The sequence below is a fragment of the Mycobacterium sp. 48b genome, assembly GCF_048282725.1.
In the GTDB taxonomy this organism is placed as follows: Bacteria; Actinomycetota; Actinomycetes; order Mycobacteriales; family Mycobacteriaceae; genus Mycobacterium.
Genome location: NZ_JBLVUL010000001.1, coordinates 7,399,357 through 7,426,036, shown reverse-complemented (window position 1 = coordinate 7,426,036; position 26,680 = coordinate 7,399,357). Strand labels below are relative to the sequence as shown.

Annotated in this window: 28 protein-coding genes and 2 pseudogenes; 19 read left to right on the top strand and 11 right to left on the bottom strand. The window is 66.3% G+C overall.

Going from position 1 to position 26,680, the window contains the following annotated elements:
* The first annotated feature begins 12 nt into the window (after nucleotides 1-12).
* On the top strand, nucleotides 13-984 hold the full coding sequence (locus ACNQR1_RS36280; protein WP_047328144.1) for an IS481 family transposase: 972 nt from the start codon (nucleotides 13-15) through the stop codon (nucleotides 982-984).
* On the opposite strand, the gene ACNQR1_RS36275 is transcribed toward ACNQR1_RS36280, so the two are convergent.
* Complete coding sequence (locus tag ACNQR1_RS36275; protein ID WP_003889251.1) at nucleotides 981-1,814, bottom strand: aldo/keto reductase; 834 nt, start codon at nucleotides 1,812-1,814, stop codon at nucleotides 981-983. The genes ACNQR1_RS36280 and ACNQR1_RS36275 overlap by 4 nt on opposite strands.
* A gap of 5 nt (nucleotides 1,815-1,819) precedes the next feature.
* Entirely contained in the window at nucleotides 1,820-2,650 is an 831-nt protein-coding gene (locus ACNQR1_RS36270) for an aldo/keto reductase (protein WP_040634844.1), read from the bottom strand.
* On the opposite strand from ACNQR1_RS36270, the gene ACNQR1_RS36265 reads away from it, so the two are divergent.
* From ACNQR1_RS36265 to ACNQR1_RS36250, 4 genes are all read left to right on the top strand, one after another.
* Nucleotides 2,649-3,749 (top strand): alpha/beta hydrolase, encoded by a 1,101-nt coding sequence (locus tag ACNQR1_RS36265; protein WP_047041146.1) that lies wholly within the window; start codon nucleotides 2,649-2,651, stop codon nucleotides 3,747-3,749. The two genes, ACNQR1_RS36270 and ACNQR1_RS36265, sit on opposite strands and share 2 nt — an antisense overlap.
* 35 nt (nucleotides 3,750-3,784) lie before the next feature.
* Nucleotides 3,785-4,573, top strand: coding sequence for a DsbA family protein (locus tag ACNQR1_RS36260; protein ID WP_047041144.1), 789 nt, complete (start codon nucleotides 3,785-3,787; stop codon nucleotides 4,571-4,573).
* Nucleotides 4,570-5,202, top strand: a complete 633-nt coding sequence (locus ACNQR1_RS36255; protein WP_003889255.1) for a vitamin K epoxide reductase family protein — start codon at nucleotides 4,570-4,572, stop codon at nucleotides 5,200-5,202. Before ACNQR1_RS36260 ends, ACNQR1_RS36255 begins: the two co-directional genes overlap by 4 nt.
* 116 nt (nucleotides 5,203-5,318) lie before the next feature.
* A complete protein-coding gene (locus tag ACNQR1_RS36250) occupies nucleotides 5,319-6,290 on the top strand; it encodes an IS481 family transposase (RefSeq protein WP_047328144.1) in 972 nt (323 codons plus the stop codon).
* Here ACNQR1_RS36250 and ACNQR1_RS36245 read toward each other — a convergent pair.
* Nucleotides 6,287-7,120, bottom strand: coding sequence for an aldo/keto reductase (locus ACNQR1_RS36245; RefSeq protein WP_003889251.1), 834 nt, complete (start codon nucleotides 7,118-7,120; stop codon nucleotides 6,287-6,289). The two genes, ACNQR1_RS36250 and ACNQR1_RS36245, sit on opposite strands and share 4 nt — an antisense overlap.
* Nucleotides 7,121-7,125: 5 nt before the next feature.
* Entirely contained in the window at nucleotides 7,126-7,956 is an 831-nt protein-coding gene (locus ACNQR1_RS36240; RefSeq protein WP_040634844.1) for an aldo/keto reductase, read from the bottom strand.
* On the opposite strand from ACNQR1_RS36240, the gene ACNQR1_RS36235 reads away from it, so the two are divergent.
* From ACNQR1_RS36235 to ACNQR1_RS36220, 4 genes are all read left to right on the top strand, one after another.
* On the top strand, nucleotides 7,955-9,055 hold the full coding sequence (locus ACNQR1_RS36235) for an alpha/beta hydrolase (protein ID WP_047041146.1): 1,101 nt from the start codon (nucleotides 7,955-7,957) through the stop codon (nucleotides 9,053-9,055). The two genes, ACNQR1_RS36240 and ACNQR1_RS36235, sit on opposite strands and share 2 nt — an antisense overlap.
* A gap of 35 nt (nucleotides 9,056-9,090) precedes the next feature.
* Entirely contained in the window at nucleotides 9,091-9,879 is a 789-nt protein-coding gene (locus ACNQR1_RS36230; RefSeq protein ID WP_047041144.1) for a DsbA family protein, read from the top strand.
* Nucleotides 9,876-10,508 (top strand): vitamin K epoxide reductase family protein, encoded by a 633-nt coding sequence (locus tag ACNQR1_RS36225; RefSeq protein WP_003889255.1) that lies wholly within the window; start codon nucleotides 9,876-9,878, stop codon nucleotides 10,506-10,508. Before ACNQR1_RS36230 ends, ACNQR1_RS36225 begins: the two co-directional genes overlap by 4 nt.
* Nucleotides 10,509-10,624: 116 nt before the next feature.
* Nucleotides 10,625-11,596, top strand: a complete 972-nt coding sequence (locus ACNQR1_RS36220) for an IS481 family transposase (RefSeq protein ID WP_418050215.1) — start codon at nucleotides 10,625-10,627, stop codon at nucleotides 11,594-11,596.
* Here ACNQR1_RS36220 and ACNQR1_RS36215 read toward each other — a convergent pair.
* The 3 genes from ACNQR1_RS36215 to ACNQR1_RS36205 form a co-directional block, all read right to left on the bottom strand.
* Nucleotides 11,576-12,589: a helix-turn-helix domain-containing protein gene (locus ACNQR1_RS36215; RefSeq protein ID WP_302286065.1), complete on the bottom strand. Its 1,014-nt coding sequence runs from the start codon at nucleotides 12,587-12,589 to the stop codon at nucleotides 11,576-11,578. The two genes, ACNQR1_RS36220 and ACNQR1_RS36215, sit on opposite strands and share 21 nt — an antisense overlap.
* Before the next feature lie 258 nt (nucleotides 12,590-12,847).
* Nucleotides 12,848-13,072, bottom strand: a complete 225-nt coding sequence (locus ACNQR1_RS36210) for a hypothetical protein (RefSeq protein ID WP_418050214.1) — start codon at nucleotides 13,070-13,072, stop codon at nucleotides 12,848-12,850.
* Nucleotides 13,073-13,133: 61 nt separating this feature from the next.
* On the bottom strand, nucleotides 13,134-14,453 hold the full coding sequence (locus tag ACNQR1_RS36205; protein ID WP_016894482.1) for an IS256 family transposase: 1,320 nt from the start codon (nucleotides 14,451-14,453) through the stop codon (nucleotides 13,134-13,136).
* A gap of 164 nt (nucleotides 14,454-14,617) precedes the next feature.
* Between ACNQR1_RS36205 and ACNQR1_RS36200 the strand changes: the two genes are divergently transcribed.
* The 5 genes from ACNQR1_RS36200 (at nucleotide 14,618) to ACNQR1_RS36180 (ending at nucleotide 19,081) form a co-directional block, all read left to right on the top strand.
* Nucleotides 14,618-14,869: a GNAT family N-acetyltransferase gene (locus ACNQR1_RS36200; RefSeq protein ID WP_418050213.1), complete on the top strand. Its 252-nt coding sequence runs from the start codon at nucleotides 14,618-14,620 to the stop codon at nucleotides 14,867-14,869.
* Between the two features lie 121 nt (nucleotides 14,870-14,990).
* The gene (locus ACNQR1_RS36195) at nucleotides 14,991-15,518 is read left to right on the top strand and encodes a GNAT family N-acetyltransferase (RefSeq protein ID WP_225330065.1); all 528 of its coding nucleotides are present in this window, start codon (nucleotides 14,991-14,993) and stop codon (nucleotides 15,516-15,518) included.
* Nucleotides 15,518-15,784: a hypothetical protein gene (locus ACNQR1_RS36190; protein ID WP_418050212.1), complete on the top strand. Its 267-nt coding sequence runs from the start codon at nucleotides 15,518-15,520 to the stop codon at nucleotides 15,782-15,784. The genes ACNQR1_RS36195 and ACNQR1_RS36190 overlap by 1 nt, the downstream gene beginning before the upstream one ends.
* 89 nt (nucleotides 15,785-15,873) lie before the next feature.
* Nucleotides 15,874-17,193, top strand: coding sequence for an IS256 family transposase (locus tag ACNQR1_RS36185; RefSeq protein ID WP_016894482.1), 1,320 nt, complete (start codon nucleotides 15,874-15,876; stop codon nucleotides 17,191-17,193).
* A gap of 667 nt (nucleotides 17,194-17,860) precedes the next feature.
* Nucleotides 17,861-19,081, top strand: coding sequence for an MFS transporter (locus tag ACNQR1_RS36180; protein WP_043988410.1), 1,221 nt, complete (start codon nucleotides 17,861-17,863; stop codon nucleotides 19,079-19,081).
* A 631-nt stretch (nucleotides 19,082-19,712) separates the two neighbouring features.
* Here the strand turns inward: ACNQR1_RS36180 and ACNQR1_RS36175 are convergent.
* The 4 genes and pseudogenes from ACNQR1_RS36175 to ACNQR1_RS36160 form a co-directional block, all read right to left on the bottom strand.
* A pseudogene (locus tag ACNQR1_RS36175) lies at nucleotides 19,713-21,047 on the bottom strand (hypothetical protein); the annotation flags it as partial.
* A 142-nt stretch (nucleotides 21,048-21,189) separates the two neighbouring features.
* Entirely contained in the window at nucleotides 21,190-21,543 is a 354-nt protein-coding gene (locus tag ACNQR1_RS36170; protein ID WP_043988411.1) for a helix-turn-helix domain-containing protein, read from the bottom strand.
* Nucleotides 21,540-22,643, bottom strand: a complete 1,104-nt coding sequence (locus tag ACNQR1_RS36165) for a tyrosine-type recombinase/integrase (protein WP_232004317.1) — start codon at nucleotides 22,641-22,643, stop codon at nucleotides 21,540-21,542. The genes ACNQR1_RS36170 and ACNQR1_RS36165 overlap by 4 nt, the downstream gene beginning before the upstream one ends.
* Nucleotides 22,644-22,876: 233 nt before the next feature.
* Nucleotides 22,877-23,080, bottom strand: a pseudogene (locus ACNQR1_RS36160) (FAD-dependent oxidoreductase); the annotation flags it as partial.
* Nucleotides 23,081-23,208: 128 nt separating this feature from the next.
* On the opposite strand from ACNQR1_RS36160, the gene ACNQR1_RS36155 reads away from it, so the two are divergent.
* From ACNQR1_RS36155 to ACNQR1_RS36135, 5 genes are read left to right on the top strand one after another with little or no spacing between them, the layout of a single operon-like run.
* Nucleotides 23,209-23,598 (top strand): ArsR/SmtB family transcription factor, encoded by a 390-nt coding sequence (locus ACNQR1_RS36155; RefSeq protein WP_026138108.1) that lies wholly within the window; start codon nucleotides 23,209-23,211, stop codon nucleotides 23,596-23,598.
* Nucleotides 23,598-23,897, top strand: coding sequence for a hypothetical protein (locus ACNQR1_RS36150; protein ID WP_010596915.1), 300 nt, complete (start codon nucleotides 23,598-23,600; stop codon nucleotides 23,895-23,897). The genes ACNQR1_RS36155 and ACNQR1_RS36150 overlap by 1 nt, the downstream gene beginning before the upstream one ends.
* Entirely contained in the window at nucleotides 23,894-24,400 is a 507-nt protein-coding gene (locus ACNQR1_RS36145) for a TlpA family protein disulfide reductase (RefSeq protein ID WP_010596916.1), read from the top strand. The genes ACNQR1_RS36150 and ACNQR1_RS36145 overlap by 4 nt, the downstream gene beginning before the upstream one ends.
* Nucleotides 24,397-25,293: a cytochrome c biogenesis CcdA family protein gene (locus ACNQR1_RS36140; protein ID WP_010596917.1), complete on the top strand. Its 897-nt coding sequence runs from the start codon at nucleotides 24,397-24,399 to the stop codon at nucleotides 25,291-25,293. The genes ACNQR1_RS36145 and ACNQR1_RS36140 overlap by 4 nt, the downstream gene beginning before the upstream one ends.
* Nucleotides 25,290-26,669, top strand: a complete 1,380-nt coding sequence (locus ACNQR1_RS36135) for a dihydrolipoyl dehydrogenase family protein (protein WP_010596918.1) — start codon at nucleotides 25,290-25,292, stop codon at nucleotides 26,667-26,669. The genes ACNQR1_RS36140 and ACNQR1_RS36135 overlap by 4 nt, the downstream gene beginning before the upstream one ends.
* Nucleotides 26,670-26,680 lie beyond the last annotated feature (11 nt).

Genomic DNA, 26,680 nt, shown 5'->3' with positions numbered 1-26,680 from the left:
CGAGAGGTCCTCATGGTCCACGCTAATGCTTCGTTGACTCCTCGTGGGCGGTTGCGGCTTGCGCAGGCGGTTGTTGATCAGGGCTGGAGTTTGCGGCGCGCGGCTGAGCGGTTCCAATGTTCGGTGGCCACAGCCAAGAAATGGGCCGACCGTTATCGCGACGGTGGCGAAGCAGCGATGGTAGACCGGCCCAGCCGGCCGCATCGCAGTCCGTTGCGGTTGCCGAAACGACGTGAGCGGCGCATCGTCAACCTGCGCTTCACCCGGCGCTGGGGCCCACATCGCATCGCCGCTTACCTGCACCTGCCACGCTCGACCGTTGAGGCGGTGCTGCGCCGCTACCGGATGCCATTGCTGCGGCACCTGGACCAAAACACCGGGTTACCGGTACGCCGGCCCAAACCCCGCCGCTATGAGCACCCGGCTCCCGGCGACTTGGTCCATGTCGACGTCAAGAAACTGGGCCGCATCCCCGACGGGGGCGGCCATCGCAAGCTGGGTCGCCAAGCCGGCCGGCGCAACCGCTGCGGCATGGGATACACGTTCTTGCACCACGCCGTTGATGACCACTCCCGGCTGGCCTACTCCGAGGACCTCACCGACGAACGCAAAGAAACCGCCGCGGGATTCTGGAAACGCGCCAACGCGTTCTTCGCCGACCACGGCATCACCGTCAAACGAGTGTTGACCGACAATGGATCCTGTTACCGGTCAAAGAATTTCGCTGAAGCGCTCGGCCCCGACATCACCCACAAGAGGACCCGGCCCTACCGGCCACAGACCAACGGCAAAGTCGAGCGATTCAACCGCACCCTGACCACCGAATGGGCCTATGCGCAGACCTACCGCTCTGAGGCCGAACGCGCCGGAACCTACCAGCACTGGCTGCATCACTACAATCACCACCGACCCCACACCGGCATCGGCGGAATGACACCAATCGAGCGCCTACGCGTTCACAACCTACCCGTGAAGAACAACTAGCCGGTGTACGTCTCCGGGTCCGGGCGGTACCGGGTGCCGTCGTCCAGGCCGTTGAGCGCGGCCATCTGGTCGTCGGTGAGCTCGAAGTCGAACACCTCGAGGTTGGCCGCCAGGTGCTCCGGCGACCTCGACCGGGTGATGACCGAGTTGCCCAGCTGCAGGCTCCACTTGATCAGCACCTGCGCCGGGGTCTTGCCGTGCGCCTGGGCCACCGAGACGACGGTCTCGTTGTCCAGCAGCCGGCCCACGCCCAGCGGGCTGTACGCCTGGGTGACGATCCCGTAGCCCTTGTTCACCTCGCGCAGGTGCGCCTGGTTGAGCAGCGGGTGCAGCTCGATCTGGTTGACCGCGGGGGTGAAGAACGACAGGTCGATGACGTTCGACAGGTGCTCCTCGTGGAAGTTGGACACCCCGATGGACTTGGCGTCGCCGAGCTCCTTGTTCTTCATCAGCCCGCCCCAGCTGTCGATGTACTTGCCCTGCTCACCGGCGGGCCAGTGGATCAGGTACAGGTCGACGTAGCCGAGACCGAGTTCCTCGACACTCTTGCGGCAGGCGTCCTGCGCACTCTTGAAACCCTGGTCGCGGACGTCGAGCTTGCTGGTGACGAAGATCTCCTCGCGGGGCACCCCGGACTTGCGTACCGCGCGGCCGACGGCGGCCTCGTTGCCGTACGCGGCGGCGGTGTCGATCAGTCGGTAACCGGCCGACAGCGCCGCCAGCACCGCCTGCTCGGCGTCGGCCTCGGACAGCTCGCCGACGCCGATGCCGAGCACCGGCATGGTGTTGTCGTCGTTGAGCGTGACCGTCGGAATGGACGAGGAGGTCATGTCACCTACCCTGTGAACTCGAAATTTCTCGGGTCGGGACCCAGGCGAGTGCCATCGCCGAGCGACGAGATCGACGCCATGTCCTGCTCGCTCAACTCGAAGTCGAACACGTCGAAGTTGCTCACAATCCGCTCGGGGGTCACCGATTTCGGGATGACTATATTGCCGAGTTGGATATGCCACCTAATCAGTACCTGCGCCGGGGTGCGTCCGTGCGCCTCCGCGACTGAGGTGACGGTCGGATTCGCCAGCAGCGATCCCTGCCCCAGCGGGCTCCACGCCTCGGTGGCGATGCCCAGTTCGGCGTGTACCTCACGCAGCTCCTGCTGCTGAAGCAGCGGGTGCAGCTCGATCTGGTTGACGGCGGGCACGACGCCGGTGGCGTCGATCAGCGTGCGCAGGTGTTCGGGCTCGAAGTTGCTCACCCCGATCGAGCGGATCCGGCCCTGGTCACGCAGGTAGGCGAACGCCTTGAAGGTGTCGACGTACTTGTTGGTCTTCGGCATCGGCCAGTGCACCAGATACAGATCGAGATACTCCAGGCCCAGCCGCTCCATGCTCTTGTCGAACGCGGCCAGCGTGCTATCATAACCCTGGTCGGCGTTCCACAGCTTGGTCGTGATGTAGACGTCCTCGCGGCGCAGACCCGACTTGGCCAGCGCCTGCCCGACCTCGCGTTCGTTCTGGTAGGCGGCGGCGGTGTCGATGTGCCGGTAGCCCGCCTCCAGCGCCGTGGCAACCGCGCGCTCGGTGGCCTCCGGCGGCGTCTGCCAAACTCCGAGTCCAACCTGGGGGATCGCATTACCGTCATTCAGCGTGATCAAGGGAGATGCCATGACTGCGAGTCTGCCAGCTGACGGCGCGTACAGCCCGGGACGCAAGGAGGCGCTCGTCACCGCGATGGCGGGTGTCACCCTGCGCGCGTTGCCGCGCATCCCCGACCCGGTGAAACGCCTGCTGCTGGCGGGCCGCACGGTGACGGTGGACGGCAACACCCTCGACACCACGGTGCAGCTGATGCTCGCCGGGCAGAAGCTGGTCGGGATCGACGGTGGCACCAACAACGTGGCGGCGGCGCGGGCGCAGCTGCGCGACCTGTCCGGCGGGTTCCGGCAGGCGATCCCGGTGGCCGCGGTGAGAGATCTCACCGTGACCGGCGGGGACGGTGAGATCCCGGCCCGCCACTACGTTCCGCCCACATCCACCGCCGACACGGCCGCCCCGCTGCTGGTGTTCTTCCACGGCGGCGGCTTCGTGATCGGCGACCTCGACAGCCACGACGACCTGTGCCGGCTGATCTGCCGCGACGCCGGGGTGCACGTGCTGTCGGTCGACTACCGGCTGGCCCCCGAGCACAAGGCGCCCGCCGCCGCCGACGACGGGTTCGCCGCCTACCGCTGGGCGCGCGAGCACGCCGCCGAACTCGGTGCCGACCCGGACCGCGTCGCGGTCGGCGGGGACAGCGCCGGCGGCAACATCGCCGCCGTCGTCGCCCAGCGCGCCCGCGCCGAAGGAGTGCCGCAACCGGCGCTGCAACTGCTCATCTACCCGTGGACCAACCCCAGCGGCGAGACCCGGTCGCAGACCCTGTTCGCCTCCGGCTACTTCCTGACGAAGGCCGACATCGAGTGGTTCGCCGACAAGTACGTCACCGGTGCGTCGGTGCAGATCACCGATCCGGTCGTGTCACCGCTGCTGGCCGACGACCTGTCCGGGCTCGCGCCTGCACTGGTGCTGACCGGCGGCTTCGACCCACTGCGCGACGAGGGCGTGGCCTACGCCGAGGCACTGCGCGCCGCCGGGGTGGCCGTCGACCTGCGGCAGGCCGGTGCGCTGATCCACGGCTTCGCCAACATGTTCCCGATCGGGGGCGGTTGCGCGGCCGCGGTCGCCGACATGATCAGCGCGCTGCGCACCCGTCTGCGCGGCGTCTGACGGGCCGCGAAAACGCCGCCGGTACGCTTGTCCCCGTGGCCTCGAAACCGAAGAAGACCCCGAAGTACGACCTGAAGGCGGCCGACAAGAAACGCAATCTGGCCGTACAGATCGGGTTGACCGCGATCGTCGTGATCTTCGCCGTCGCGCTGGTGCTCTACATCGTCATGACCAAGGAGGACAAGCCCGGCGAGGGTGAGGCCAAGCCGATCCGGGTGGCGTCCAGCGACGTCATCACCGGTGACGACGGCGAGCCCAAGGCCGTGCTGTCGCTCTACGAGGACTTCCTGTGCCCGGCGTGCGGCAACTTCGAGAAGGCCTTCGGCCCGACGATCAACCGGCTGATCGACAGCGGCGCCGTGGCGGCCGACTACTACATGGTCTCGATCCTGGACCGGGCCGGCCAGGGGTACTCGACCCGCGCCGCGAACGCCGCCTACTGCGTGGCCGAAGCCGACACCGAGGCGTTCCGCCGCTTCCACGCCGCGCTGTACGCCCAGCAGCCGCCCGAGGGCGTCGGCCCGTTCCCGGACGAGGCCCGGCTGACCGAGGTGGCGCGCCAGGCCGGCGTCGTCGGCGACGTCCCGAACTGCATCGAGAAGGGCCGCTACGACGACATGGTCAAGGGCATGGCCAAGGCGACCGAGGTCAAGGCCACCCCGACCATCCGCATCAACGGCAAGGACTACAAGCCGACGACCCCCGACGCGCTGATCGACGAGATCAGGAGCATCGTCGGTGACCTGCCCGTGCTCGACGCCGGTGCGCCGCCGCCGAATCCGGATCCGACGACCCCGGCGCCCGCTCCCGCTCCCGCTCCATGAGCGTGAGCGCGCCAGGGGAGGTGTCCCCGGCCGAGCCGGACAGCCCCGAGCACGGTGGGGTGCACGTCGGGAGGCTGAGCGCGCTGTGGGTCCTGATCGCCGGCGTGGTGGGCCTCTCGTCGGCGCTGGCGCTGACCATCGAGAAGGTCGAGCTGCTCAAGAACCCGGCCTACGTGCCGACGTGCAGCCTCAACCCGGTGCTGTCCTGCGGTTCGGTGATGGTCACCCCGCAGGCCGCCGTGTTCGGTTTCCCGAACTCGCTGATCGGCATCGTGTCGTTCACCGTCGTGCTGGTGACCGGGGTGCTCGCGGTGGCCCGGGTTCAGCTGCCCCGCTGGTACTGGGCCGGGCTGGCGGTCGGCACGCTGCTGGGCACGGTGTTCGTGCACTGGCTGATCTACCAGAGCGTGTTCACCATCGGCGCGCTGTGCCTGTACTGCATGGTGGTGTGGTCGATGACCATCCCGCTGCTGGTCGTGGTGACGACGATCGCGGTGCAGCCGCAGCGCGGCAACGCCGTGCTGCGCGGGCTGCACACCTGGCGCTGGTCGATCGTGGCGCTGTGGTTCACCGCGGTGATCCTGTTGTGCCTGGTGCGGTTCTGGAGTTACTGGTCCACTCTGCTCTGAGGATCTAGGTGTAACTCCCAGACAGGTTGTGAACGGCGTGGTGAGCGGAAGTAGGTGAGGACCTCCGGTATCGGTGTGGTTACCAAACACGCACATCCGATTACCGAGAGGTCCTCATGGTCCACGCTAATGCTTCGTTGACTCCTCGTGGGCGGTTGCGGCTTGCGCAGGCGGTTGTTGATCAGGGCTGGAGTTTGCGGCGCGCGGCTGAGCGGTTCCAATGTTCGGTGGCCACAGCCAAGAAATGGGCCGACCGTTATCGCGACGGTGGCGAAGCAGCGATGGTAGACCGGCCCAGCCGGCCGCATCGCAGTCCGTTGCGGTTGCCGAAACGACGTGAGCGGCGCATCGTCAACCTGCGCTTCACCCGGCGCTGGGGCCCACATCGCATCGCCGCTTACCTGCACCTGCCACGCTCGACCGTTGAGGCGGTGCTGCGCCGCTACCGGATGCCATTGCTGCGGCACCTGGACCAAAACACCGGGTTACCGGTACGCCGGCCCAAACCCCGCCGCTATGAGCACCCGGCTCCCGGCGACTTGGTCCATGTCGACGTCAAGAAACTGGGCCGCATCCCCGACGGGGGCGGCCATCGCAAGCTGGGTCGCCAAGCCGGCCGGCGCAACCGCTGCGGCATGGGATACACGTTCTTGCACCACGCCGTTGATGACCACTCCCGGCTGGCCTACTCCGAGGACCTCACCGACGAACGCAAAGAAACCGCCGCGGGATTCTGGAAACGCGCCAACGCGTTCTTCGCCGACCACGGCATCACCGTCAAACGAGTGTTGACCGACAATGGATCCTGTTACCGGTCAAAGAATTTCGCTGAAGCGCTCGGCCCCGACATCACCCACAAGAGGACCCGGCCCTACCGGCCACAGACCAACGGCAAAGTCGAGCGATTCAACCGCACCCTGACCACCGAATGGGCCTATGCGCAGACCTACCGCTCTGAGGCCGAACGCGCCGGAACCTACCAGCACTGGCTGCATCACTACAATCACCACCGACCCCACACCGGCATCGGCGGAATGACACCAATCGAGCGCCTACGCGTTCACAACCTACCCGTGAAGAACAACTAGCCGGTGTACGTCTCCGGGTCCGGGCGGTACCGGGTGCCGTCGTCCAGGCCGTTGAGCGCGGCCATCTGGTCGTCGGTGAGCTCGAAGTCGAACACCTCGAGGTTGGCCGCCAGGTGCTCCGGCGACCTCGACCGGGTGATGACCGAGTTGCCCAGCTGCAGGCTCCACTTGATCAGCACCTGCGCCGGGGTCTTGCCGTGCGCCTGGGCCACCGAGACGACGGTCTCGTTGTCCAGCAGCCGGCCCACGCCCAGCGGGCTGTACGCCTGGGTGACGATCCCGTAGCCCTTGTTCACCTCGCGCAGGTGCGCCTGGTTGAGCAGCGGGTGCAGCTCGATCTGGTTGACCGCGGGGGTGAAGAACGACAGGTCGATGACGTTCGACAGGTGCTCCTCGTGGAAGTTGGACACCCCGATGGACTTGGCGTCGCCGAGCTCCTTGTTCTTCATCAGCCCGCCCCAGCTGTCGATGTACTTGCCCTGCTCACCGGCGGGCCAGTGGATCAGGTACAGGTCGACGTAGCCGAGACCGAGTTCCTCGACACTCTTGCGGCAGGCGTCCTGCGCACTCTTGAAACCCTGGTCGCGGACGTCGAGCTTGCTGGTGACGAAGATCTCCTCGCGGGGCACCCCGGACTTGCGTACCGCGCGGCCGACGGCGGCCTCGTTGCCGTACGCGGCGGCGGTGTCGATCAGTCGGTAACCGGCCGACAGCGCCGCCAGCACCGCCTGCTCGGCGTCGGCCTCGGACAGCTCGCCGACGCCGATGCCGAGCACCGGCATGGTGTTGTCGTCGTTGAGCGTGACCGTCGGAATGGACGAGGAGGTCATGTCACCTACCCTGTGAACTCGAAATTTCTCGGGTCGGGACCCAGGCGAGTGCCATCGCCGAGCGACGAGATCGACGCCATGTCCTGCTCGCTCAACTCGAAGTCGAACACGTCGAAGTTGCTCACAATCCGCTCGGGGGTCACCGATTTCGGGATGACTATATTGCCGAGTTGGATATGCCACCTAATCAGTACCTGCGCCGGGGTGCGTCCGTGCGCCTCCGCGACTGAGGTGACGGTCGGATTCGCCAGCAGCGATCCCTGCCCCAGCGGGCTCCACGCCTCGGTGGCGATGCCCAGTTCGGCGTGTACCTCACGCAGCTCCTGCTGCTGAAGCAGCGGGTGCAGCTCGATCTGGTTGACGGCGGGCACGACGCCGGTGGCGTCGATCAGCGTGCGCAGGTGTTCGGGCTCGAAGTTGCTCACCCCGATCGAGCGGATCCGGCCCTGGTCACGCAGGTAGGCGAACGCCTTGAAGGTGTCGACGTACTTGTTGGTCTTCGGCATCGGCCAGTGCACCAGATACAGATCGAGATACTCCAGGCCCAGCCGCTCCATGCTCTTGTCGAACGCGGCCAGCGTGCTATCATAACCCTGGTCGGCGTTCCACAGCTTGGTCGTGATGTAGACGTCCTCGCGGCGCAGACCCGACTTGGCCAGCGCCTGCCCGACCTCGCGTTCGTTCTGGTAGGCGGCGGCGGTGTCGATGTGCCGGTAGCCCGCCTCCAGCGCCGTGGCAACCGCGCGCTCGGTGGCCTCCGGCGGCGTCTGCCAAACTCCGAGTCCAACCTGGGGGATCGCATTACCGTCATTCAGCGTGATCAAGGGAGATGCCATGACTGCGAGTCTGCCAGCTGACGGCGCGTACAGCCCGGGACGCAAGGAGGCGCTCGTCACCGCGATGGCGGGTGTCACCCTGCGCGCGTTGCCGCGCATCCCCGACCCGGTGAAACGCCTGCTGCTGGCGGGCCGCACGGTGACGGTGGACGGCAACACCCTCGACACCACGGTGCAGCTGATGCTCGCCGGGCAGAAGCTGGTCGGGATCGACGGTGGCACCAACAACGTGGCGGCGGCGCGGGCGCAGCTGCGCGACCTGTCCGGCGGGTTCCGGCAGGCGATCCCGGTGGCCGCGGTGAGAGATCTCACCGTGACCGGCGGGGACGGTGAGATCCCGGCCCGCCACTACGTTCCGCCCACATCCACCGCCGACACGGCCGCCCCGCTGCTGGTGTTCTTCCACGGCGGCGGCTTCGTGATCGGCGACCTCGACAGCCACGACGACCTGTGCCGGCTGATCTGCCGCGACGCCGGGGTGCACGTGCTGTCGGTCGACTACCGGCTGGCCCCCGAGCACAAGGCGCCCGCCGCCGCCGACGACGGGTTCGCCGCCTACCGCTGGGCGCGCGAGCACGCCGCCGAACTCGGTGCCGACCCGGACCGCGTCGCGGTCGGCGGGGACAGCGCCGGCGGCAACATCGCCGCCGTCGTCGCCCAGCGCGCCCGCGCCGAAGGAGTGCCGCAACCGGCGCTGCAACTGCTCATCTACCCGTGGACCAACCCCAGCGGCGAGACCCGGTCGCAGACCCTGTTCGCCTCCGGCTACTTCCTGACGAAGGCCGACATCGAGTGGTTCGCCGACAAGTACGTCACCGGTGCGTCGGTGCAGATCACCGATCCGGTCGTGTCACCGCTGCTGGCCGACGACCTGTCCGGGCTCGCGCCTGCACTGGTGCTGACCGGCGGCTTCGACCCACTGCGCGACGAGGGCGTGGCCTACGCCGAGGCACTGCGCGCCGCCGGGGTGGCCGTCGACCTGCGGCAGGCCGGTGCGCTGATCCACGGCTTCGCCAACATGTTCCCGATCGGGGGCGGTTGCGCGGCCGCGGTCGCCGACATGATCAGCGCGCTGCGCACCCGTCTGCGCGGCGTCTGACGGGCCGCGAAAACGCCGCCGGTACGCTTGTCCCCGTGGCCTCGAAACCGAAGAAGACCCCGAAGTACGACCTGAAGGCGGCCGACAAGAAACGCAATCTGGCCGTACAGATCGGGTTGACCGCGATCGTCGTGATCTTCGCCGTCGCGCTGGTGCTCTACATCGTCATGACCAAGGAGGACAAGCCCGGCGAGGGTGAGGCCAAGCCGATCCGGGTGGCGTCCAGCGACGTCATCACCGGTGACGACGGCGAGCCCAAGGCCGTGCTGTCGCTCTACGAGGACTTCCTGTGCCCGGCGTGCGGCAACTTCGAGAAGGCCTTCGGCCCGACGATCAACCGGCTGATCGACAGCGGCGCCGTGGCGGCCGACTACTACATGGTCTCGATCCTGGACCGGGCCGGCCAGGGGTACTCGACCCGCGCCGCGAACGCCGCCTACTGCGTGGCCGAAGCCGACACCGAGGCGTTCCGCCGCTTCCACGCCGCGCTGTACGCCCAGCAGCCGCCCGAGGGCGTCGGCCCGTTCCCGGACGAGGCCCGGCTGACCGAGGTGGCGCGCCAGGCCGGCGTCGTCGGCGACGTCCCGAACTGCATCGAGAAGGGCCGCTACGACGACATGGTCAAGGGCATGGCCAAGGCGACCGAGGTCAAGGCCACCCCGACCATCCGCATCAACGGCAAGGACTACAAGCCGACGACCCCCGACGCGCTGATCGACGAGATCAGGAGCATCGTCGGTGACCTGCCCGTGCTCGACGCCGGTGCGCCGCCGCCGAATCCGGATCCGACGACCCCGGCGCCCGCTCCCGCTCCCGCTCCATGAGCGTGAGCGCGCCAGGGGAGGTGTCCCCGGCCGAGCCGGACAGCCCCGAGCACGGTGGGGTGCACGTCGGGAGGCTGAGCGCGCTGTGGGTCCTGATCGCCGGCGTGGTGGGCCTCTCGTCGGCGCTGGCGCTGACCATCGAGAAGGTCGAGCTGCTCAAGAACCCGGCCTACGTGCCGACGTGCAGCCTCAACCCGGTGCTGTCCTGCGGTTCGGTGATGGTCACCCCGCAGGCCGCCGTGTTCGGTTTCCCGAACTCGCTGATCGGCATCGTGTCGTTCACCGTCGTGCTGGTGACCGGGGTGCTCGCGGTGGCCCGGGTTCAGCTGCCCCGCTGGTACTGGGCCGGGCTGGCGGTCGGCACGCTGCTGGGCACGGTGTTCGTGCACTGGCTGATCTACCAGAGCGTGTTCACCATCGGCGCGCTGTGCCTGTACTGCATGGTGGTGTGGTCGATGACCATCCCGCTGCTGGTCGTGGTGACGACGATCGCGGTGCAGCCGCAGCGCGGCAACGCCGTGCTGCGCGGGCTGCACACCTGGCGCTGGTCGATCGTGGCGCTGTGGTTCACCGCGGTGATCCTGTTGTGCCTGGTGCGGTTCTGGAGTTACTGGTCCACTCTGCTCTGAGGATCTAGGTGTAACTCCCAGACAGGTTGTGAACGGCGTGGTGAGCGGAAGTAGGTGAGGACCTCCGGTATCGGTGTGGTTACCAAACACGCACATCCGATTACCGAGAGGTCCTCATGGTCCACGCTAATGCTTCGTTGACTCCTCGTGGGCGGTTGCGGCTTGCGCAGGCGGTTGTTGATCAGGGCTGGAGTTTGCGGCGCGCGGCTGAGCGGTTCCAATGTTCGGTGGCCACAGCCAAGAAATGGGCCGACCGTTATCGCGACGGTGGCGAAGCAGCGATGGTAGACCGGCCCAGCCGGCCGCATCGCAGTCCGTTGCGGTTGCCGAAACGACGTGAGCGGCGCATCGTCAACCTGCGCTTCACCCGGCGCTGGGGCCCACATCGCATCGCCGCTTACCTGCACCTGCCACGCTCGACCGTTGAGGCGGTGCTGCGCCGCTACCGGATGCCATTGCTGCGGCACCTGGACCAAAACACCGGGTTACCGGTACGCCGGCCCAAACCCCGCCGCTATGAGCACCCGGCTCCCGGCGACTTGGTCCATGTCGACGTCAAGAAACTGGGCCGCATCCCCGACGGGGGCGGCCATCGCAAGCTGGGTTGCCAAGCCGGCCGGCGCAACCGCTGCGGCATGGGATACACGTTCTTGCACCACGCCGTTGATGACCACTCCCGGCTGGCCTACTCCGAGGACCTCACCGACGAACGCAAAGAAACCGCCGCGGGATTCTGGAAACGCGCCAACGCGTTCTTCGCCGACCACGGCATCACCGTCAAACGAGTGTTGACCGACAATGGATCCTGTTACCGGTCAAAGAATTTCGCTGAAGCGCTCGGCCCCGACATCACCCACAAGAGGACCCGGCCCTACCGGCCACAGACCAACGGCAAAGTCGAGCGATTCAACCGCACCCTGACCACCGAATGGGCCTATGCGCAGACCTACCGCTCTGAGGCCGAACGCGCCGGAACCTACCAGCACTGGCTGCATCACTACAATCACCACCGACCCCACACCGGCATCGGCGGAATGACACCAATCGAGCGCCTACGCGTTCACAACCTACCCGTGAAGAACATCTAGGGCCGCGAGCTGCGCGTGGATGGCCTCGGTGAGCCGGGCCGCGTACTCGGTGTATTCGCGTTTCTGCTGCTCATTGAGCGCGTCGACCAAGGCAGCGATCGACTGCATGGCCTGCTCATAGGCGATCCCGCCGGGGGTTGGATCGCGGGAGGCCTCGGCCTCCGCTGAGAGCTCGGAGAGCAGAGCCACGTCGTCAGCATCGCCGGTCCAGCCATCGTGGGTGATGACCAGGTAGCCGTTGTCGTCCACGTCCACCCAGTCCGCGGCTGCGATGCGAGGGTCGTTGGGGGAGAAGGGGCCCGGCGGCAGGTCGGCGGGCTCAGGAATGGCGTCGGCGCGGGCATCGAGTTCGAGTTGTGCGTCGGCATAGGCGTCGTCGCTGCCGTCGTCGATCTGGGCAAGAATGCTTTCCACCCAGAGATCGACCACGACCGGCTCGGTGCGATGGCGCAGTAAGTCTTTGTCGTCAAAGACCGTGGCTTGGAGTGTGCGCCGCACCATTTCGGCCTCCCACGAGCCTGGCCGGCCTGCCAAAGCTTCCTCGATACTCCCAACGTTGGCCGCCGCGCCCGCCAGGGCCAGCGTTACGAAGGCGGCCCAGTCGATGCGCAGCGCGGCGCGTGGATCGGGATCGATCTCCCATTGGCCTGACGGCCCTTGTCGCATCGGTTGATTGGTCAGCCGGGTTGCCTCGGTAAGCACGCTGATCGCGTCGTGGAGGACCTCATCGTGAGGCCGCGGTGTGGACGCCTGGTCGTCGGTGAGGTACCCGGTGTCGAAGAGAGCCGCAGAAACGACCTCGCGATAGGGCTTGCCGATCACGCGGGCGACGGCCGCCAGATTCTCGCGGTCCGGGAGGCGGCTGACGCCGTTAATCCGCCACTTGCGCAGATTCTCACGAGACATGCCAATCCGGCGGGCCACCTCGGATTCGCTAACGCCGTGGGCGGCCCGATACCTGTCGATCAACTCGACGAGGCGGGGGATTGCCATACCGCCAAGTATTCTGCGACAGTATGCCTACGTCAAGTGTCGGTGTGCACATATGCCAACTGTTACTGGTAACCCTCAGTATTCGATTCAGCCGTAATCCGGTGATTGTTGATATCGATAGGGTCGGCAGTTTCGGGATGGGCGGCTGGCAGCAGCTGTGATGGACTCACACTTGGCAAGCCCTTTGGGCTCTTGGTTAACCGTCCACGGAATGTTTGCTGGCGACTGTTTCGCGCCGCGCCCGTACATCCCATCTCGTCAAAAATCGATATGCGTGCAGCAGGGAACTTCTGCCACAATCTGCCGATGGCACAGTCCAGAGTGCGACTCCGCTCGGCGACCGCTGACGATCACGCTTTCGTCGTCGAGATGGCCCGCCATGCCTGCATTATCGAAGACTGGCCACTTCCTGACCCCGGTGACGGCGAAGTGCTCGAATTGCTCCCACCTGTTGGCATCGTGCCGATCCTTGCCGAGGATCACAGCGCGATCGCTATCGGTGCGGTGTGGAGAGTAATTGTCAATACCTGTGGATTGGTGTTTTTCAGGCGACCTCCGTTCCGGTCGGGGTGGCCGGGTTGTCGGCCGGTTCGGGTGGGGTGATGTCGACGGGTCGTTCGAGCAGTTTGCCTTTGTGGAACACCGCTCCGGCCCGGACCAGGGCGACCAGGTGCGGGGCGTTCACCGCCCGCCAGCGGGCTTGTGCGGCGTCAATGAGCTTGTAGGCCATGGCGATACCCGCCGCGCGGGAACCCGGCCCCTTGGTGACCTTGGTGCGCAACCGGACCGTGGCGAAGGTCGACTCGATCGGATTGGTGGTGCGCAGATGTACCCAGTGCTCGGCGGGATAGTGGTAGAACTCCAGCAGCACATCGAGGTCGTCAACGATCTTGGCCACGGCCTTGGGGAACTTGGCGCCGTAGTCCAGTTCGAAGGCTTTGACCGCGACCTGCGCGTGGTCGATGTCCTCGGCGCCCGCGATTTCCCGCATCGCCGCGATCGCCCCCGGATGCGCCGACTTCGGTAGTGCGGCAAGGACATTGGCCTGCTTGTGAAACCAGCACCGCTGCTCACGGGTATCGGGGAACACCTCACGGACCGCTTTCCAGAACCCCAGAGCACCGTCCCCGACCGCGAGCACCGGGGCGCGCATGCCACGGCGCCGGCAGTCCCGCAGCAGATCCGCCCACGAGTCCGCTGATTCGCGGTACCCGTCGGTCAGCGCGACCAGTTCCTTGCGGCCGTCGGCGCGCACCCCCAGCATCACCAGCAGGCACAGTTTGTCCTGCTCCAGGCGGACCTTGAGATGGATGCCGTCCACCCACAGGTACACATAATCGGTGCCCGACAGGTCCCGGCGGCCGAACGCGGCGGCCTCGTCCTGCCACTGCGCGGTCAGTCGGGTGATCGCCGGAGCCGAGAGCCCCGCCCCCGAGCCGAGGAACTGCTCCAACGCCGGACCGAAGTCGCTGCTGGACAGGCCATGCAGGTACAGCAACGGCAGCACCTCGGCCATCTGCGGGGACTTACGCGCCCACGCCGGCAGTATCTTCGACGAGAATCGTTGCCGCTCACCGGTTTCCGGATCGACCCGTTTGTCGTTGACCCGCGGCGCCTTCACCTCGATCGCCCCAGCGCCGGTGAGCACCTCCCGGACGTTGTGGTGGCCGTTGCGGACCACCAGCCGGTGCCCATTCTCGTCGACCTGATCGACGAACTGGTCGACATAGGCGGCGACCTCGGCCTGCAAAGCGGCGGCCAGCATCTGCCGGGCACCGTCGCGGACAATCTCATCCAACAACGACCGACCGGCACCGCTGCGGGTGTCGTTGGCCTGCGCGACATCGTGAACTACGGTGAGCACGGGCGTGCCTTCCCAACCAGCGCGCCAACGCCGGTCTTGATCAGAAACGAACTGGACTTGTGATCATCCCCGGGAAGGCGCGCCCACATTCACGCCGCCCTACCAAGGCTCATCCACAGGTTCTGATCATTGCTCCGGTGTGGACGTACCATAGCAATCCGCCATTGCGCACTGATGCGGCCGGGTCGCCATTGCCGGAACTCTGCATCGCTGTCGCACCAGGCTCGCGGGGAGCCGGCATCGGCGGCTTGCTTCTGGATGCACTGTTCGCCGAGCTTTCGCCACATGCAGAAGCAATGTGCACTAATGTCCATGTTCGCAATCCGGCCAAACATCTGTACGAGCGCAAGGGATTTCGCGTGGTGGGCCAAGGCAATGGACCCCTCGGCATCGCTATGATCAAAGATTTGCGATGAAGGGCCTACGCGTGGATGCCGCGTTCTCGTTGGTCTAGGTTCGGATTTTGCGCGATGATGCCATGTGTGCCGACTTTGATCCCGCCGGCGATATCCGCTGTCTCCTCATCCGTCGTTGTCGGTGGGCTCTATTGCGTTGCTCCGACCGTGGCGACTGTCTGACGCTCGCGCGGTCGTGGACGCCTTCAATGACCCCGAGATCCAACGCTGGCATGTGCGGCGCGCCGATTCTGAGGACGAAGCGCGCCAGTGGATTAGCGAGTGGCGTGACGGGTGGACTGCAGAGGCTCAGTTGAATTGGGCGCTGGTTGACCGCACCAGCGATTCATTGACCGGCCGTATTTCGCTCAAATGCGTGGATTTGCACGATGGTTCAGCTGAAGCGGCGTACTGGATGGCGCCAGCGTGGCGTGGACGAGGACTCTGTTCTCAAGCCCTTACTACTTTGTGTCAGTGGGCATTCCGTGAAGTCGGTTTCCAGCGGATTGGGTTGGAGCATTCGGTCGCCAACCTCGCCTCTTGTCGGGTTGCGGAGAAGGCCGGGTTTCGCGTGGAGGGCATCCGGCGGAGTGCTGCGTTGCACGCTGACGGCTGGCACGACATGCACGTGCATGCGCTTCTGGCCGGTGATACGCAGGACCGCCGGTGATGAGCGCTGCTTTCGGTCGAGTGGATGCGTTGGACTTCGTCGCGGCGCGGATTCCTGTCTTCGACGGTCAGCGTTGCCCGAGGATCGCGATCGACGGGCCCGACGGTGCCGGCAAGACCCATTTCGCGGACGCACTAGCCGAACTTCTACGAGACCGACAACGACCAGTCGTCCGAGTATCACTCGACGACTTTCACAACACCCGCGAGGTTCGGTACCGGAGCAATGATCAGAACCTGTGGATGAGCCTTGGTAGGGCGGCGTGAATGTGGGCGCGCCTTCCCGGGGATGATCACAAGTCCAGTTCGTTTCTGATCAAGACCGGCGTTGGCGCGCTGGTTGGGAAGGCACGCCCGTGCTCACCGTAGTTCACGATGTCGCGCAGGCCAACGACACCCGCAGCGGTGCCGGTCGGTCGTTGTTGGATGAGATTGTCCGCGACGGTGCCCGGCAGATGCTGGCCGCCGCTTTGCAGGCCGAGGTCGCCGCCTATGTCGACCAGTTCGTCGATCAGGTCGACGAGAATGGGCACCGGCTGGTGGTCCGCAACGGCCACCACAACGTCCGGGAGGTGCTCACCGGCGCTGGGGCGATCGAGGTGAAGGCGCCGCGGGTCAACGACAAACGGGTCGATCCGGAAACCGGTGAGCGGCAACGATTCTCGTCGAAGATACTGCCGGCGTGGGCGCGTAAGTCCCCGCAGATGGCCGAGGTGCTGCCGTTGCTGTACCTGCATGGCCTGTCCAGCAGCGACTTCGGTCCGGCGTTGGAGCAGTTCCTCGGCTCGGGGGCGGGGCTCTCGGCTCCGGCGATCACCCGACTGACCGCGCAGTGGCAGGACGAGGCCGCCGCGTTCGGCCGCCGGGACCTGTCGGGCACCGATTATGTGTACCTGTGGGTGGACGGCATCCATCTCAAGGTCCGCCTGGAGCAGGACAAACTGTGCCTGCTGGTGATGCTGGGGGTGCGCGCCGACGGCCGCAAGGAACTGGTCGCGCTGACCGACGGGTACCGCGAATCAGCGGACTCGTGGGCGGATCTGCTGCGGGACTGCCGGCGCCGTGGCATGCGCGCCCCGGTGCTCGCGGTCGGGGACGGTGCTCTGGGGTTCTGGAAAGCGGTCCGTGAGGTGTTCCCCGATACCCGTGAGCAGCGGTGCTGGTTTCACAAGCAGGCCAATGTCCTTGCCGCACTACCGAAGTCGGCGCATCCGGGGGCGATCGCGGCGATGCGGGAAATCGCGGGCGCCGAGGACATCGACCACGCGCAGGTCGCGGTCAAAGCCTTCGAACTGGACTACGGCGCCAAGTTCCCCAAGGCCGTGGCCAAGATCGTTGACGACCTCGATGTGCTGCTGGAGTTCTACCACTATCCCGCCGAGCACTGGGTACATCTGCGCACCACCAATCCGATCGAGTCGACCTTCGCCACGGTCCGGTTGCGCACCAAGGTCACCAAGGGGCCGGGTTCCCGCGCGGCGGGTATCGCCATGGCCTACAAGCTCATTGACGCCGCACAAGCCCGCTGGCGGGCGGTGAACGCCCCGCACCTGGTCGCCCTGGTCCGGGCCGGAGCGGTGTTCCACAAAGGCAAACTGCTCGAACGACCCGTCGACATCACCCCACCCGAACCGGCCGACAACCCGGCCACCCCGACCGGAACGGAGGTCGCCTGAAAAACACCAATCCACAGGTATTGACAATTACTCTCGGTACCGGCTGGGCCGTAGTTCGCCTGAGGGGTTCTGGTCAGACTCCTACAACTATCGCCAGTTCTATACCGATGTCCTTGTCCCGTTTCGGCCCGGCGGATCTCGGCGATACCGCACCGCCTGCCATGACGTCACCACTGACACGATTCTCATGCCGGAGCCGCAGCTGGCCGCCCCGGGCACAGTGCTCGTGGTGGACGGAATCTTCCTGCACCGCAACGAGCTTGCCACTAGCTGGGACCTATCCGTGTTCCTCGATGTTCCCTTCATCGAAACCGCACGAAGGATGGCCTTGCGAGATGGAAGTAACCCAGACCCGGACCATCCCACCATGCGGCGCTATGTTGAAGCGCAGCGCCGCTACTTCCGAGAATGCAAGCCTCAGGATCGAGCGACGATCCTGATCGCAAACAGCAACCACGAATCGCCAGTAGTACTCCGCGGGTAACCAAACGAACTGCGAGCACGCGCACCCCCCGCTGCCTTCAGAGGTGATCGGGGCCCAGTGGCTTGTCCACAGAACGGGCAAGGTGTTAGCAGTGTCGGCTCTCGACCAGATATCGAGTCCTACCGATCGAAAGGTATTTTAGACTGGTCTCGAGCTGCCTGTTCGCCGTGAGACAGTGGTGTCGTGGGGGATAGTGCGGGTGAAGGTACTCGCTCGGCTTTTGTTCGTTTTTGGGTGGCTGCGGCACTCAGTTCCATCGGGTCGGCGATCTCTGCGGTCGCGATGCCCGTCTTGGTCGTCCAGTTGCTCGGTGCCAGCCCATTCGAGGTTGGCGTGGTCAACGCCGCACAGTTTGTTCCGTACGCGGCCCTTGGACTTGTCGCCGGGGTGTATGTCGACCACTGGCGCCGCAAACCTGTGCTGGTGTGGGCCAGCGTGGGGCGTGCTCTGAGCCTGGGGCTGGTTCCAGTTCTGTGGTTGGCCGGCAGTCTGCAGATGTGGATGCTGGTCGTCGCGTTGCTGGCGTTCGGGGCGTTCTCGGTATTCGGGTTCGCCGCCACGCAATCATTGCTTCCCCGACTGGTACCGACGGGACAATTGGTTGCGGCGAACGCGCGTCTCGATCAGGCCGACGCTGCCGCCCAAACCCTCGGCCCGGCGATGGGCGGTGGACTCGTGGGCCTCTTGGGCGCTCCCGCGGCCATCGTCGTCGACGCGATCAGTTACCTCGTCGAGGCTGTGCTGATTGCGAGCGTCCATGCCCCCGAACCCCAACCAGAACCACGCTCGCGCCACCTCCGTCACGAGATCGGCGAAGGCCTGAAATGGACTTACCGCCACCGGACTCTCGGTCCGCTGGCAGTGTCGACACACATATGGTTCCTCGCCAACGGGGCAGCGATGACAGCGCTTTCCCTGCTGGCCCTGCGCTCCATGGGGTTCACCCCCTACGCATTCGGAATGCTATTGACGGTCTTCGGTGTCGCGAGTCTGATCGGGGCCTCGTTGGCACCGTCGACCGGTGACCGAATAGGGGTGGGACGGGTGATCATTCTGGCGCGCACCGCATACCCGATCACGTGGCTGCTCGTGGCCTGCGCCCCTGAATCCAGTTTGGGCGATGCAGTGATTTTCGTTGCGTTGGGATTCCAAGGGATCGCAGCCGGCATCGAGAATGCCAACGAGATGGGCTACTGGCAGACGCTTACACCGGACCGGCTGCTCGGGCGCGTGAACGCCACGAGGCGCTCCATTAATCAGACGATGGGCGCTTTGGGAGCGGTCCTGGGCGGCTTGTGCATCGGCGCCTTCGGTGAGCAATTCACGCTCGCTACCGCTGTCGCTGGTTTCGCGGTCGCAGCGGCCATTGCCGCGTCATCAGCGCTTCGAAGACACGGCAGCTAGGTGGAATACGTCTCACACCAATGCAAGTCGCGCCTCGGTGGGGTGATTCCGCTGTATTCGGTGCGATCGGTCTGTCTGCTGGATCGGCGCTCAGAGATGGGGTCGTGGAAGGCTCGTGGAGTCATCGATGGGTATCGGCGGCTTGGGTGCGGCTTGAGGTCGTTTACGGTGTCAGCTAGGAGATCGGGATTTCGGATTCATCGCCGTCCTCGACATCGTGAATTGTCGCGTTATCGTCCTCGCGTAAACGTCGAGCCCAGCGTTGATAGGCCGATTGCTGCGAGATACCCAGGGCCTCACCTATTTTCGCCCAAGATACGCCGGCCAGATGCGCCTGGAGCACTACGTCGGTGAGCTGCGTTTTGGCTGCTTTAGCTGTCGCGCGCGCCTGACCGAGGGCGTTCGTGGCCACCTGGACCGCGCCGCGGGCGTCGTCGAATGCGGCCGCCGCGGCTCCTAGTGACTCAATGTGGACGTCGTAGGGCCGAACCGGGGGATCGAGGTCGAACAACGTGGGCTCGGAGGTATCCGTGTCCGGTTCGTCTTTGTCGTCGGTGGGGCAAACCTGCGGAGAGTCGGTCGTCATGGTTCGTCCAGGTGGTGTTGTCGGAGTGTGCTTCCGATCGGTGGCGGATGCGTACTGCGCCCAGGTGTTGCCGGCTTCGGCGGCGTGTTTTTGGGTGACTTGGTCGCTGTAGCCGAGCATTTCGGCGACGACCGGTGGCGGTATTTGCGATACGAGTTCGCGAAGGGCTCTGTTGCGTGAGCCCAGCAACTCGATGCCGAGCCATCGAAGCCGATGCATGATTGATTGCGGGTCGAGGTGACGGCCAGCCCGGCTGCTGGGAAACAGCCAGGGCGTGGCGATGGCTCCGCCGGTGGTGCGTTGATTGGGCCGGTTGTAGAGGTGATGGTGCAGCTGGGAGGCGAACGGCTCGGGCACCGGGGTGGGTTCTTTGCCCAGCGCGATACGGGTCTCGGCGCCTACCCGGATGACAGCGGTGGTCTGCAGGCCGGCGATCTTCGTCAACGGCTGCGCGTAGAGCAGCAGCAGGATTCCAGCGATCCGGTAGGGAAGACTCTCGGAGTCGCCGGTGAGGAGTTCTTTGAGCCACGCGAGGCGCTGGTCTTGGGTGATGGTCGGGGATGTTCTGGCTTGTCGGTGCTCGATGGTGATTGAGGTGTTGATCTTGCTGCGTTTGGCCCAGACGAAGAACGTCCGGATCGAATGGCGGGTGGTCGGACCTGAGGCCAGGTATTCATCGACGTCCTGCTGGCTGCAGGTTGAAGCGGTGCGGTCGTGGGTCTGCTCGAGCCAGGTCAGGAATTTGATGGTTTCGGTGATCTCTTGTTGTGCTGCGCGTTTGGGTCCGTCGGTTCCTTGGCCGGGCTTGGACTCGCTGCGCAGGCGGCGCAGGTGGTGCCAGGTGGCGAACTGCTCCACGGGTCCTCGCACTGTCGGGGAGTCGATGGCGTCGAGTTTGGTGGCGAGCCAGCGTTCGAATCGTGCGAGGTGTTCGTCGCGTGGTGGGAGGAGGTGGTGGTGCACCAGCATGCTGCGTAGGTGTTCGATGTGTCGGCCCGGGCCGGCGGTGTCGAGGCCGTCGTGGGTGAGGGGTATTGCGCCGGAGGTGATTCCGCCGAGGAGCTGCAGTACCTGGATGTTGCGCTTCCAGGTGAGGATGCTTTCGGGCCGGTCGACGCCGCAGAGCACTTCGAGGAGGGTTTCCATGGCGGCCGGGTCGGCGGGATGGTGCAGCAGGATTTTGCACAGGTCGTCGCGTAGAGCGCATCGTGCGCATTCGCCGCGGCGGTGGATTTCGCCTTCGTGGCCGCAGGTGCGGCAGGCGTAATCGCCGGGGATGGCGGCGCAGGTCAGGCAGACCGGCCGTGGGTCGGTGCGGTTGAGGCGGCCGGGAAGGACGCCGTCGTGCCCGCAGTTGGGGCAGATGCCGTGGGTGCGCATCGCAGTGTAGAAGCAGCTGTGGCACAGCTGATCGCCGGGCCAGTAGACGCGCAGTGTGTTGGCCTTGCGATGGCAGCGGCTGCATTCGTAGTGACCGGTGGTGACGGGTGGGCGTCCGCGGCGCCTGGATCGTGGCTTGGGATTAATCGGGGCCATCGGTGATGACCCGCGCCCGCCGTGGCCGGACCGACTTGTTGAGTTCGACCACGTTCGGCGGCGGGGTAGCGGCTGCCCCGGATGCGGTCTTCCGGCGTCGGACGTCGGTGGCAGTGACGGTCACCAGGTCCTCCACGCCACAGCCGAGGATGTCGCATAGCGCGGCCATCAGTTGCAGCGAAACACGTTCGGGCCGTTGGTGGACAACACGGTAGACCTGGGGTCGGGAGAGCTGAATGCCACGTTCGGCCAGGCGGGGGATCAGGTCAGTGCTGTTGTGCATGCCATGCGCGGCCATGAGCTCGGCGAGGCGCCAGGTGTAGTCGACTTCGCGTTTCATGATGATTCTTCCCCGAAGGAGAGCGCATCTTTGACGGTCTGATCGAGCATGCGGCGCAGTGTGCGGGTGCGGTAGTCGCTGGATACACCGGTGTAGAGGGATGTGGTGCTGGCGACATCGTGGCCGGCCTGGTCTTGGACGAATTTGGCGTCCCAGCCGTCCTCTATGAGGTGGGTGATGTGCGAGCGGCGAAACGAATGCAGATCCAGTCCGGCCGGCAGATCCAGTTCGTCGCAGTAGCGCCGGAAGCGGCGCAGCAGGGTGGTCTCAGCGATCAGGCTGCCGCGCTCGCTGGGGAACAGGTCAATGCTGTCGTCGATATACGGTTGGCCGTGGGTGAGCCAGTCGGCGATGACTTCGGGTGTCCAGTCGAACACCGTGAACACGGTGCGCCGCTTCGGCGGTGAGCCTTTTTTGGCCTTGCCGTACCGGATCAGAACCGCGCCATAGCGCCCGAATTCGGCGGCGTGCGGATTGCGCGAGAAGTCGACGGTCTGCAGGTGTCGCAGTTCATTGAAGCGCAGCCCGTAGGAGTAGGCCACCTTGAACATCACCGAGTCGCGGTAAGCCGGCAGCCAGCCCTTCTTACGGGCATTGGCAATCAGGGACACTTGCTCGTCGGCATGATCGAAGAAGTCCTGCAGCTCCTTTTTGGTGAAGGGCCGCTTGAGCGGATTCTGCTCGTTGTCTTGGACGTGGGCAGCGGTGTTCCACTCGAAGAACACTTGCGCAGGGTGAGTGCCGAAGCGCTGCTCGCATACCCGATCCCAGCCGTAGTCCGGATCAGCGATGTACGAGCAGAACAACCGTAGGCCGTTCTGGTAGCCGCGCACGGTCGATTGCGCCCGGCCTTTGATGCCGCGCAGATCGGCGAAGAACTCTTCAACCATCGCCGGTGTCCAGGCCCAGGGGTACTCGTTGCAGTGGTCGATGAAGCGGCGCACCAGGGCGATGCGCTTGCTGATGGTCTCGTGGTCGAGGTTGCGGCACAGTTGCTGGTTGCGCCAGCCGTCGAGCATGTCCTCGACGGTTTGGGCCTCCGGATGCAGCAGCGGAACTGACCCGACCAGAACCACGCGACCGCTCTTGTCGACGGGCAATTCAGCCTCCCAGGACGTCTCATCTGATGCATCATTGAATCATCTAATGAATCATTACCACATCGCCGCAGGTAGGTCCATCGCAAAACGAACGTTCGCCGATGCGTGTCGCGGCGGCCAGCCGGAGAGGGGGTCATGCATACTCGTTCGCATCCACCGAAAACCCCTGGTGTCCAGGCTGTTTCATCCATGGGTACCGGGTCGGTAGGCGAGAGTCACACGATTGCTGCGTGATTCGCCGCGGTGTGCCGGGCCTCCGCGGCGGCCAGCAGCGCCTTCGACGGCACGCAGCCCACGTTCACGCAGGTGCCGCCGATCGCGGCGCGCTCGACCATCACCACCCGTTTGCCGAGGTTGACCGCGGCGATGGCGGCGGCGAACGCCGCCGAACCGGAACCGATGATCGCCAGATCGGCGCGCGGGGATGTCGTGGTCACGGCGGGTTCTCCTTGCTGGGGGACTCCGGTCACGGAACAGGTTGCTATTCGCGTTGACGAATATCTCCGGACATCATACTATGCGCTTATCCGAATAGTTCAACTTTCTTCTTGTGGAGGCGATCCCCTTGCCCCGGTCCACGACCGCCGCCGTCACCGCGCCCGGTGGCGAGACGGCCTGCACGCACCTGGATGCGACGGCGAAGTTCTTTCGCGCGCTGTCGGATCCGACGCGGTTGAAGCTGCTGGAGTTCATCTTGGCCGCCGAGCGCACCTCCGCGGAGTGTGTCGAGCATGCCGGGATCTCCCAGCCGCGGGTGTCGGTGCACCTGTCCTGCCTGGCCGACTGCGGTTATGTGACCGCGCGCCGTGACGGCAAGAAGCTGCGCTACTCCGTCGGCGACCCACGCGTCGCGGACCTGGTGATGCTGGCCCGCTCCCTCGCCGCCGACAACGCCGCCGCGCTGACCTGCTGCACCCGCATCGACACCGCTCGTGTGAACGGAGCAGGACATTGATGAACGTACGCAACAACTCCACGGGGATCGGCGGCCCGCTCGCGGTGGTGGGTGCCGCCGTGGCCATGATCGTGTGCTGCGCCGGACCGGCCTTGATCGCGGCCGGTGCGCTCACCGCCCTCGGCGGTGCGCTGCGCAGTTGGGGACCGATCGTGGCCGCCGCGGTGATGGTCCTCGCCGCCGTCGGCTACACCGCGCGCCGTCGTAAGCCGCCGCAGCGAGGGACAGTCCGCGGACTGCTGGGCACCCGCCGATCGCATCAGCCCAACGCGTCGACCGATCGGAGTTCCCAGCCGTGACCACGCCGATCACCCGACGCACGGTGAGCGCGGCGCTCGCCGCCCTGGCGGTCACGGTGCTGGCTGCCTGCGGCACCGACACCGCCTCGCCCCGCGCCGCCACCGACCCCGTCACGGTCACCGCGCTGTCCGGGGCGCCGGTGACCGTGCCCAGCGGCAAGCCGACGGCGATGTTCTTCTTTTCGGTCGGCTGCGGTGAATGCGTGGGCGGCGCGAAGTCGCTGTCGCAGGCTGCGCGACAACTCGGTGACACCGCCGCTTTCGTCCTGGTCGACATGGATCCGGCCGAACCTGCCCAGGTCGTCACCGACTTCCAGCAGCAAACCGGGACCGACACCGTGCCCGCGGTCATCGACACCGATGCGACCCTGACCAAGCGGTACTCCGTGGCCGCCCTGTCGACCCTGCTCGTCGTCGACCCCGGCGGTGCGGTCGCCTACCGGGCCGCCGACCCGTCCGCCGATCAGATCACCGCCGCGCTGGCGAAGGCCGGGGACCGGTGAACGGGCTGCTGGCCTTGGCGTTCACCGCGGGCATGCTCGCCCCGGTCAATCCGTGCGGTTTCGCGCTGCTGCCGGCCTGGATCACCCACACCCTCGGCGACACCGCCACCGAACCGCTCGGGGTACGCACGGCGCGGGCGCTGCGAACCGGCGTCGCTTTTACCCTCGGGTTCGCGGGCACCCTGGCCGTGGCGGGGCTGGCCATCAGCGCCGGTGCCCGCGCGCTGATCAGCGCCGCGCCGTGGCTCGGTCTGGTCGTCGGTGTCGCCCTGGTATTGCTCGGTGTCGTCATGTTCACCGGCCGCGTGCTCGGTCTGCGACTGCCCACCCGAGCGCTGCGCCCGGCCACCGGGCCGGGCGGCACAACCGGGATCGTCCTCGCCGGGATCGGCTACGCCGCGGCGTCGCTGTCGTGCACGTTCGGGGTGCTGCTGGCCGTCATCGCCCAGGCCCAGGCCACCGCGGGCTGGGGTGCGCTGCTCGCGGTGTTCGTCGCCTACACCCTCGGCGCCGCGACGATCCTGCTGCTGGTCAGCCTCGCCGCCGCGGCCGCCGGTACCGCGCTCACCCACCATCTCGCCGCCCTCGCCCGGCACGGCACCCGCATCACCGCGACCGTGCTCATCCTCACCGGCGCCTACCTGGCCTGGTACTGGCTGCCCGCCGTCACCGGCGACACCACCGGCACCAACGGATTCGCGGCCCTGTCCACCACCGCCAGCACCTGGCTGCAGAACCACACACCACTGATGGCGACGATCGCGGCACTGACCGTGCTCACCGCCGCCGTCACCGTCCTCGCTCACCGCATGATCCGGCGCCGCGTTACCGATGCCGCACCCGTCGACTGCTGCACCCCGACGACCGTCATCGAGGAAGGGCGCCCGCAATGACCGAACGCTACGACACCCTCGTGCTCGGCGGCGGAATGTCCGGGCTGCCACTGGCGCTGCGCGCCGCCCGCCACGGCCGGGTCGCCTTCGTCGAGAAGGAACTGCTCGGCGGGACCTGCCTGAACCGGGGCTGCATCCCCACCAAGACGATGATCGCCTCCGCCGCCGTCGCCCATCAGGCCCGCCGCGCCGCCGAGTTCGGCGTCCGCGTCGGCGGTCCGGTCACCGTCGACCTGGCCGCCGTGGTGGAGCGTAAGAACACCCTCGTCGATTCCATCCGGGCCGGATCGTATCGGGCCGTCGAAAAATCCGCCGACCTCGACTTCTACCACGCCGCAGGACAATTCACCGGTAACCGGCGCCTCACCGTCGACGGCACCACCCTGACCGCGGACCGGATCATCCTCGCGACCGGCACCCGCACCACCCTCCCGGCCATCGACGGCTTGGATGCCGTGCCCTACTACACCTCCCGCACGCTGCTCGACCTCACCGAACTACCCGCCCACCTGCTCGTCGTCGGCGGCGGCTACGTCGGCTGCGAATTCGCGCAGATGTTCCGGCGATTCGGCGCCGAGGTCACCATCGTCCAGCGCGCCGACCGGCTGCTGCCCGGGGAAGACCCCGACATCAGCGCCGCCGTCGCCGACGGCATGACTGCCGACGGCATCACTGTCGCGACCGCCACCACCTGTACTCACGCCGCCGGGACGGCCGGCAACATCCGGATCGGCTGCACCGGCACCGAGACCGCCGAGATCACCGGCAGCCACCTGCTGCTCGCCACCGGGCGCACCCCCAACACCGACGCCCTGGGCCTGGAACACCTCGACCTGCAACCCGACCCGCACGGCTTCCTCACCGTCGGCGACACCCTGAACACCTCCGCCGACAACGTGTGGGCGATCGGCGACCTGCGGGGCGGGCCGATGTTCACCCACACCGCCCGCGACGACGCCGACATCGTCTACCGCACCGTCTACCGCGACCAGGACCGCACCACCACCGGACGTGTCGTGCCGCACGCGGTGTTCACCGACCCCGAAGTCGGAGCCGTCGGCCTGACCGAACCCGCCGCCCGCGCAGCCGGCTACGACGTGATCATCGGCCGCCAGAACTTCACCGGCGTTGCCAAAGCACGCGCCATCGGCAACACCCGCGGCCTGGTCAAATTCGTCGCCGACGCCGCCACCGACCGGATCCTCGGCTGCCACATCGCCGGACCCGACGGCGGCGACCTCGTCCACGAAGCCGTCATCGCCATGACCTGCGGCGCCACCTACGGCCAACTCGCCGCCGCCATCCACATCCACCCCACCCTCGCCGAAGCCGTCAACGCCGCCGCCGGCGGCGTCCACCGACCCGCCGCCGACTGATCCCACAGATA

What these genes read in the sequence shown, in the direction of transcription:
- ACNQR1_RS36235 (WP_047041146.1), top strand. Translation starts at nt 7,955, where the DNA reads ATGACTGCGAGTCTGCCAGCTGACGGCGCGTACAGCCCGGGACGCAAG.
- ACNQR1_RS36265 (WP_047041146.1), top strand. Translation starts at nt 2,649, where the DNA reads ATGACTGCGAGTCTGCCAGCTGACGGCGCGTACAGCCCGGGACGCAAG.
- ACNQR1_RS36255 (WP_003889255.1), top strand. Translation starts at nt 4,570, where the DNA reads ATGAGCGTGAGCGCGCCAGGGGAGGTGTCCCCGGCCGAGCCGGACAGC.
- ACNQR1_RS36190 (WP_418050212.1), top strand. Translation starts at nt 15,518, where the DNA reads ATGAGCGCTGCTTTCGGTCGAGTGGATGCGTTGGACTTCGTCGCGGCG.
- ACNQR1_RS36135 (WP_010596918.1), top strand. Translation starts at nt 25,290, where the DNA reads ATGACCGAACGCTACGACACCCTCGTGCTCGGCGGCGGAATGTCCGGG.
- ACNQR1_RS36245 (WP_003889251.1), bottom strand. Translation starts at nt 7,120, where the DNA reads ATGACCTCCTCGTCCATTCCGACGGTCACGCTCAACGACGACAACACC.
- ACNQR1_RS36280 (WP_047328144.1), top strand. Translation starts at nt 13, where the DNA reads ATGGTCCACGCTAATGCTTCGTTGACTCCTCGTGGGCGGTTGCGGCTT.
- ACNQR1_RS36240 (WP_040634844.1), bottom strand. Translation starts at nt 7,956, where the DNA reads ATGGCATCTCCCTTGATCACGCTGAATGACGGTAATGCGATCCCCCAG.
- ACNQR1_RS36250 (WP_047328144.1), top strand. Translation starts at nt 5,319, where the DNA reads ATGGTCCACGCTAATGCTTCGTTGACTCCTCGTGGGCGGTTGCGGCTT.
- ACNQR1_RS36270 (WP_040634844.1), bottom strand. Translation starts at nt 2,650, where the DNA reads ATGGCATCTCCCTTGATCACGCTGAATGACGGTAATGCGATCCCCCAG.
- ACNQR1_RS36170 (WP_043988411.1), bottom strand. Translation starts at nt 21,543, where the DNA reads ATGAAACGCGAAGTCGACTACACCTGGCGCCTCGCCGAGCTCATGGCC.
- ACNQR1_RS36215 (WP_302286065.1), bottom strand. Translation starts at nt 12,589, where the DNA reads ATGGCAATCCCCCGCCTCGTCGAGTTGATCGACAGGTATCGGGCCGCC.
- ACNQR1_RS36225 (WP_003889255.1), top strand. Translation starts at nt 9,876, where the DNA reads ATGAGCGTGAGCGCGCCAGGGGAGGTGTCCCCGGCCGAGCCGGACAGC.
- ACNQR1_RS36220 (WP_418050215.1), top strand. Translation starts at nt 10,625, where the DNA reads ATGGTCCACGCTAATGCTTCGTTGACTCCTCGTGGGCGGTTGCGGCTT.
- ACNQR1_RS36150 (WP_010596915.1), top strand. Translation starts at nt 23,598, where the DNA reads ATGAACGTACGCAACAACTCCACGGGGATCGGCGGCCCGCTCGCGGTG.
- ACNQR1_RS36275 (WP_003889251.1), bottom strand. Translation starts at nt 1,814, where the DNA reads ATGACCTCCTCGTCCATTCCGACGGTCACGCTCAACGACGACAACACC.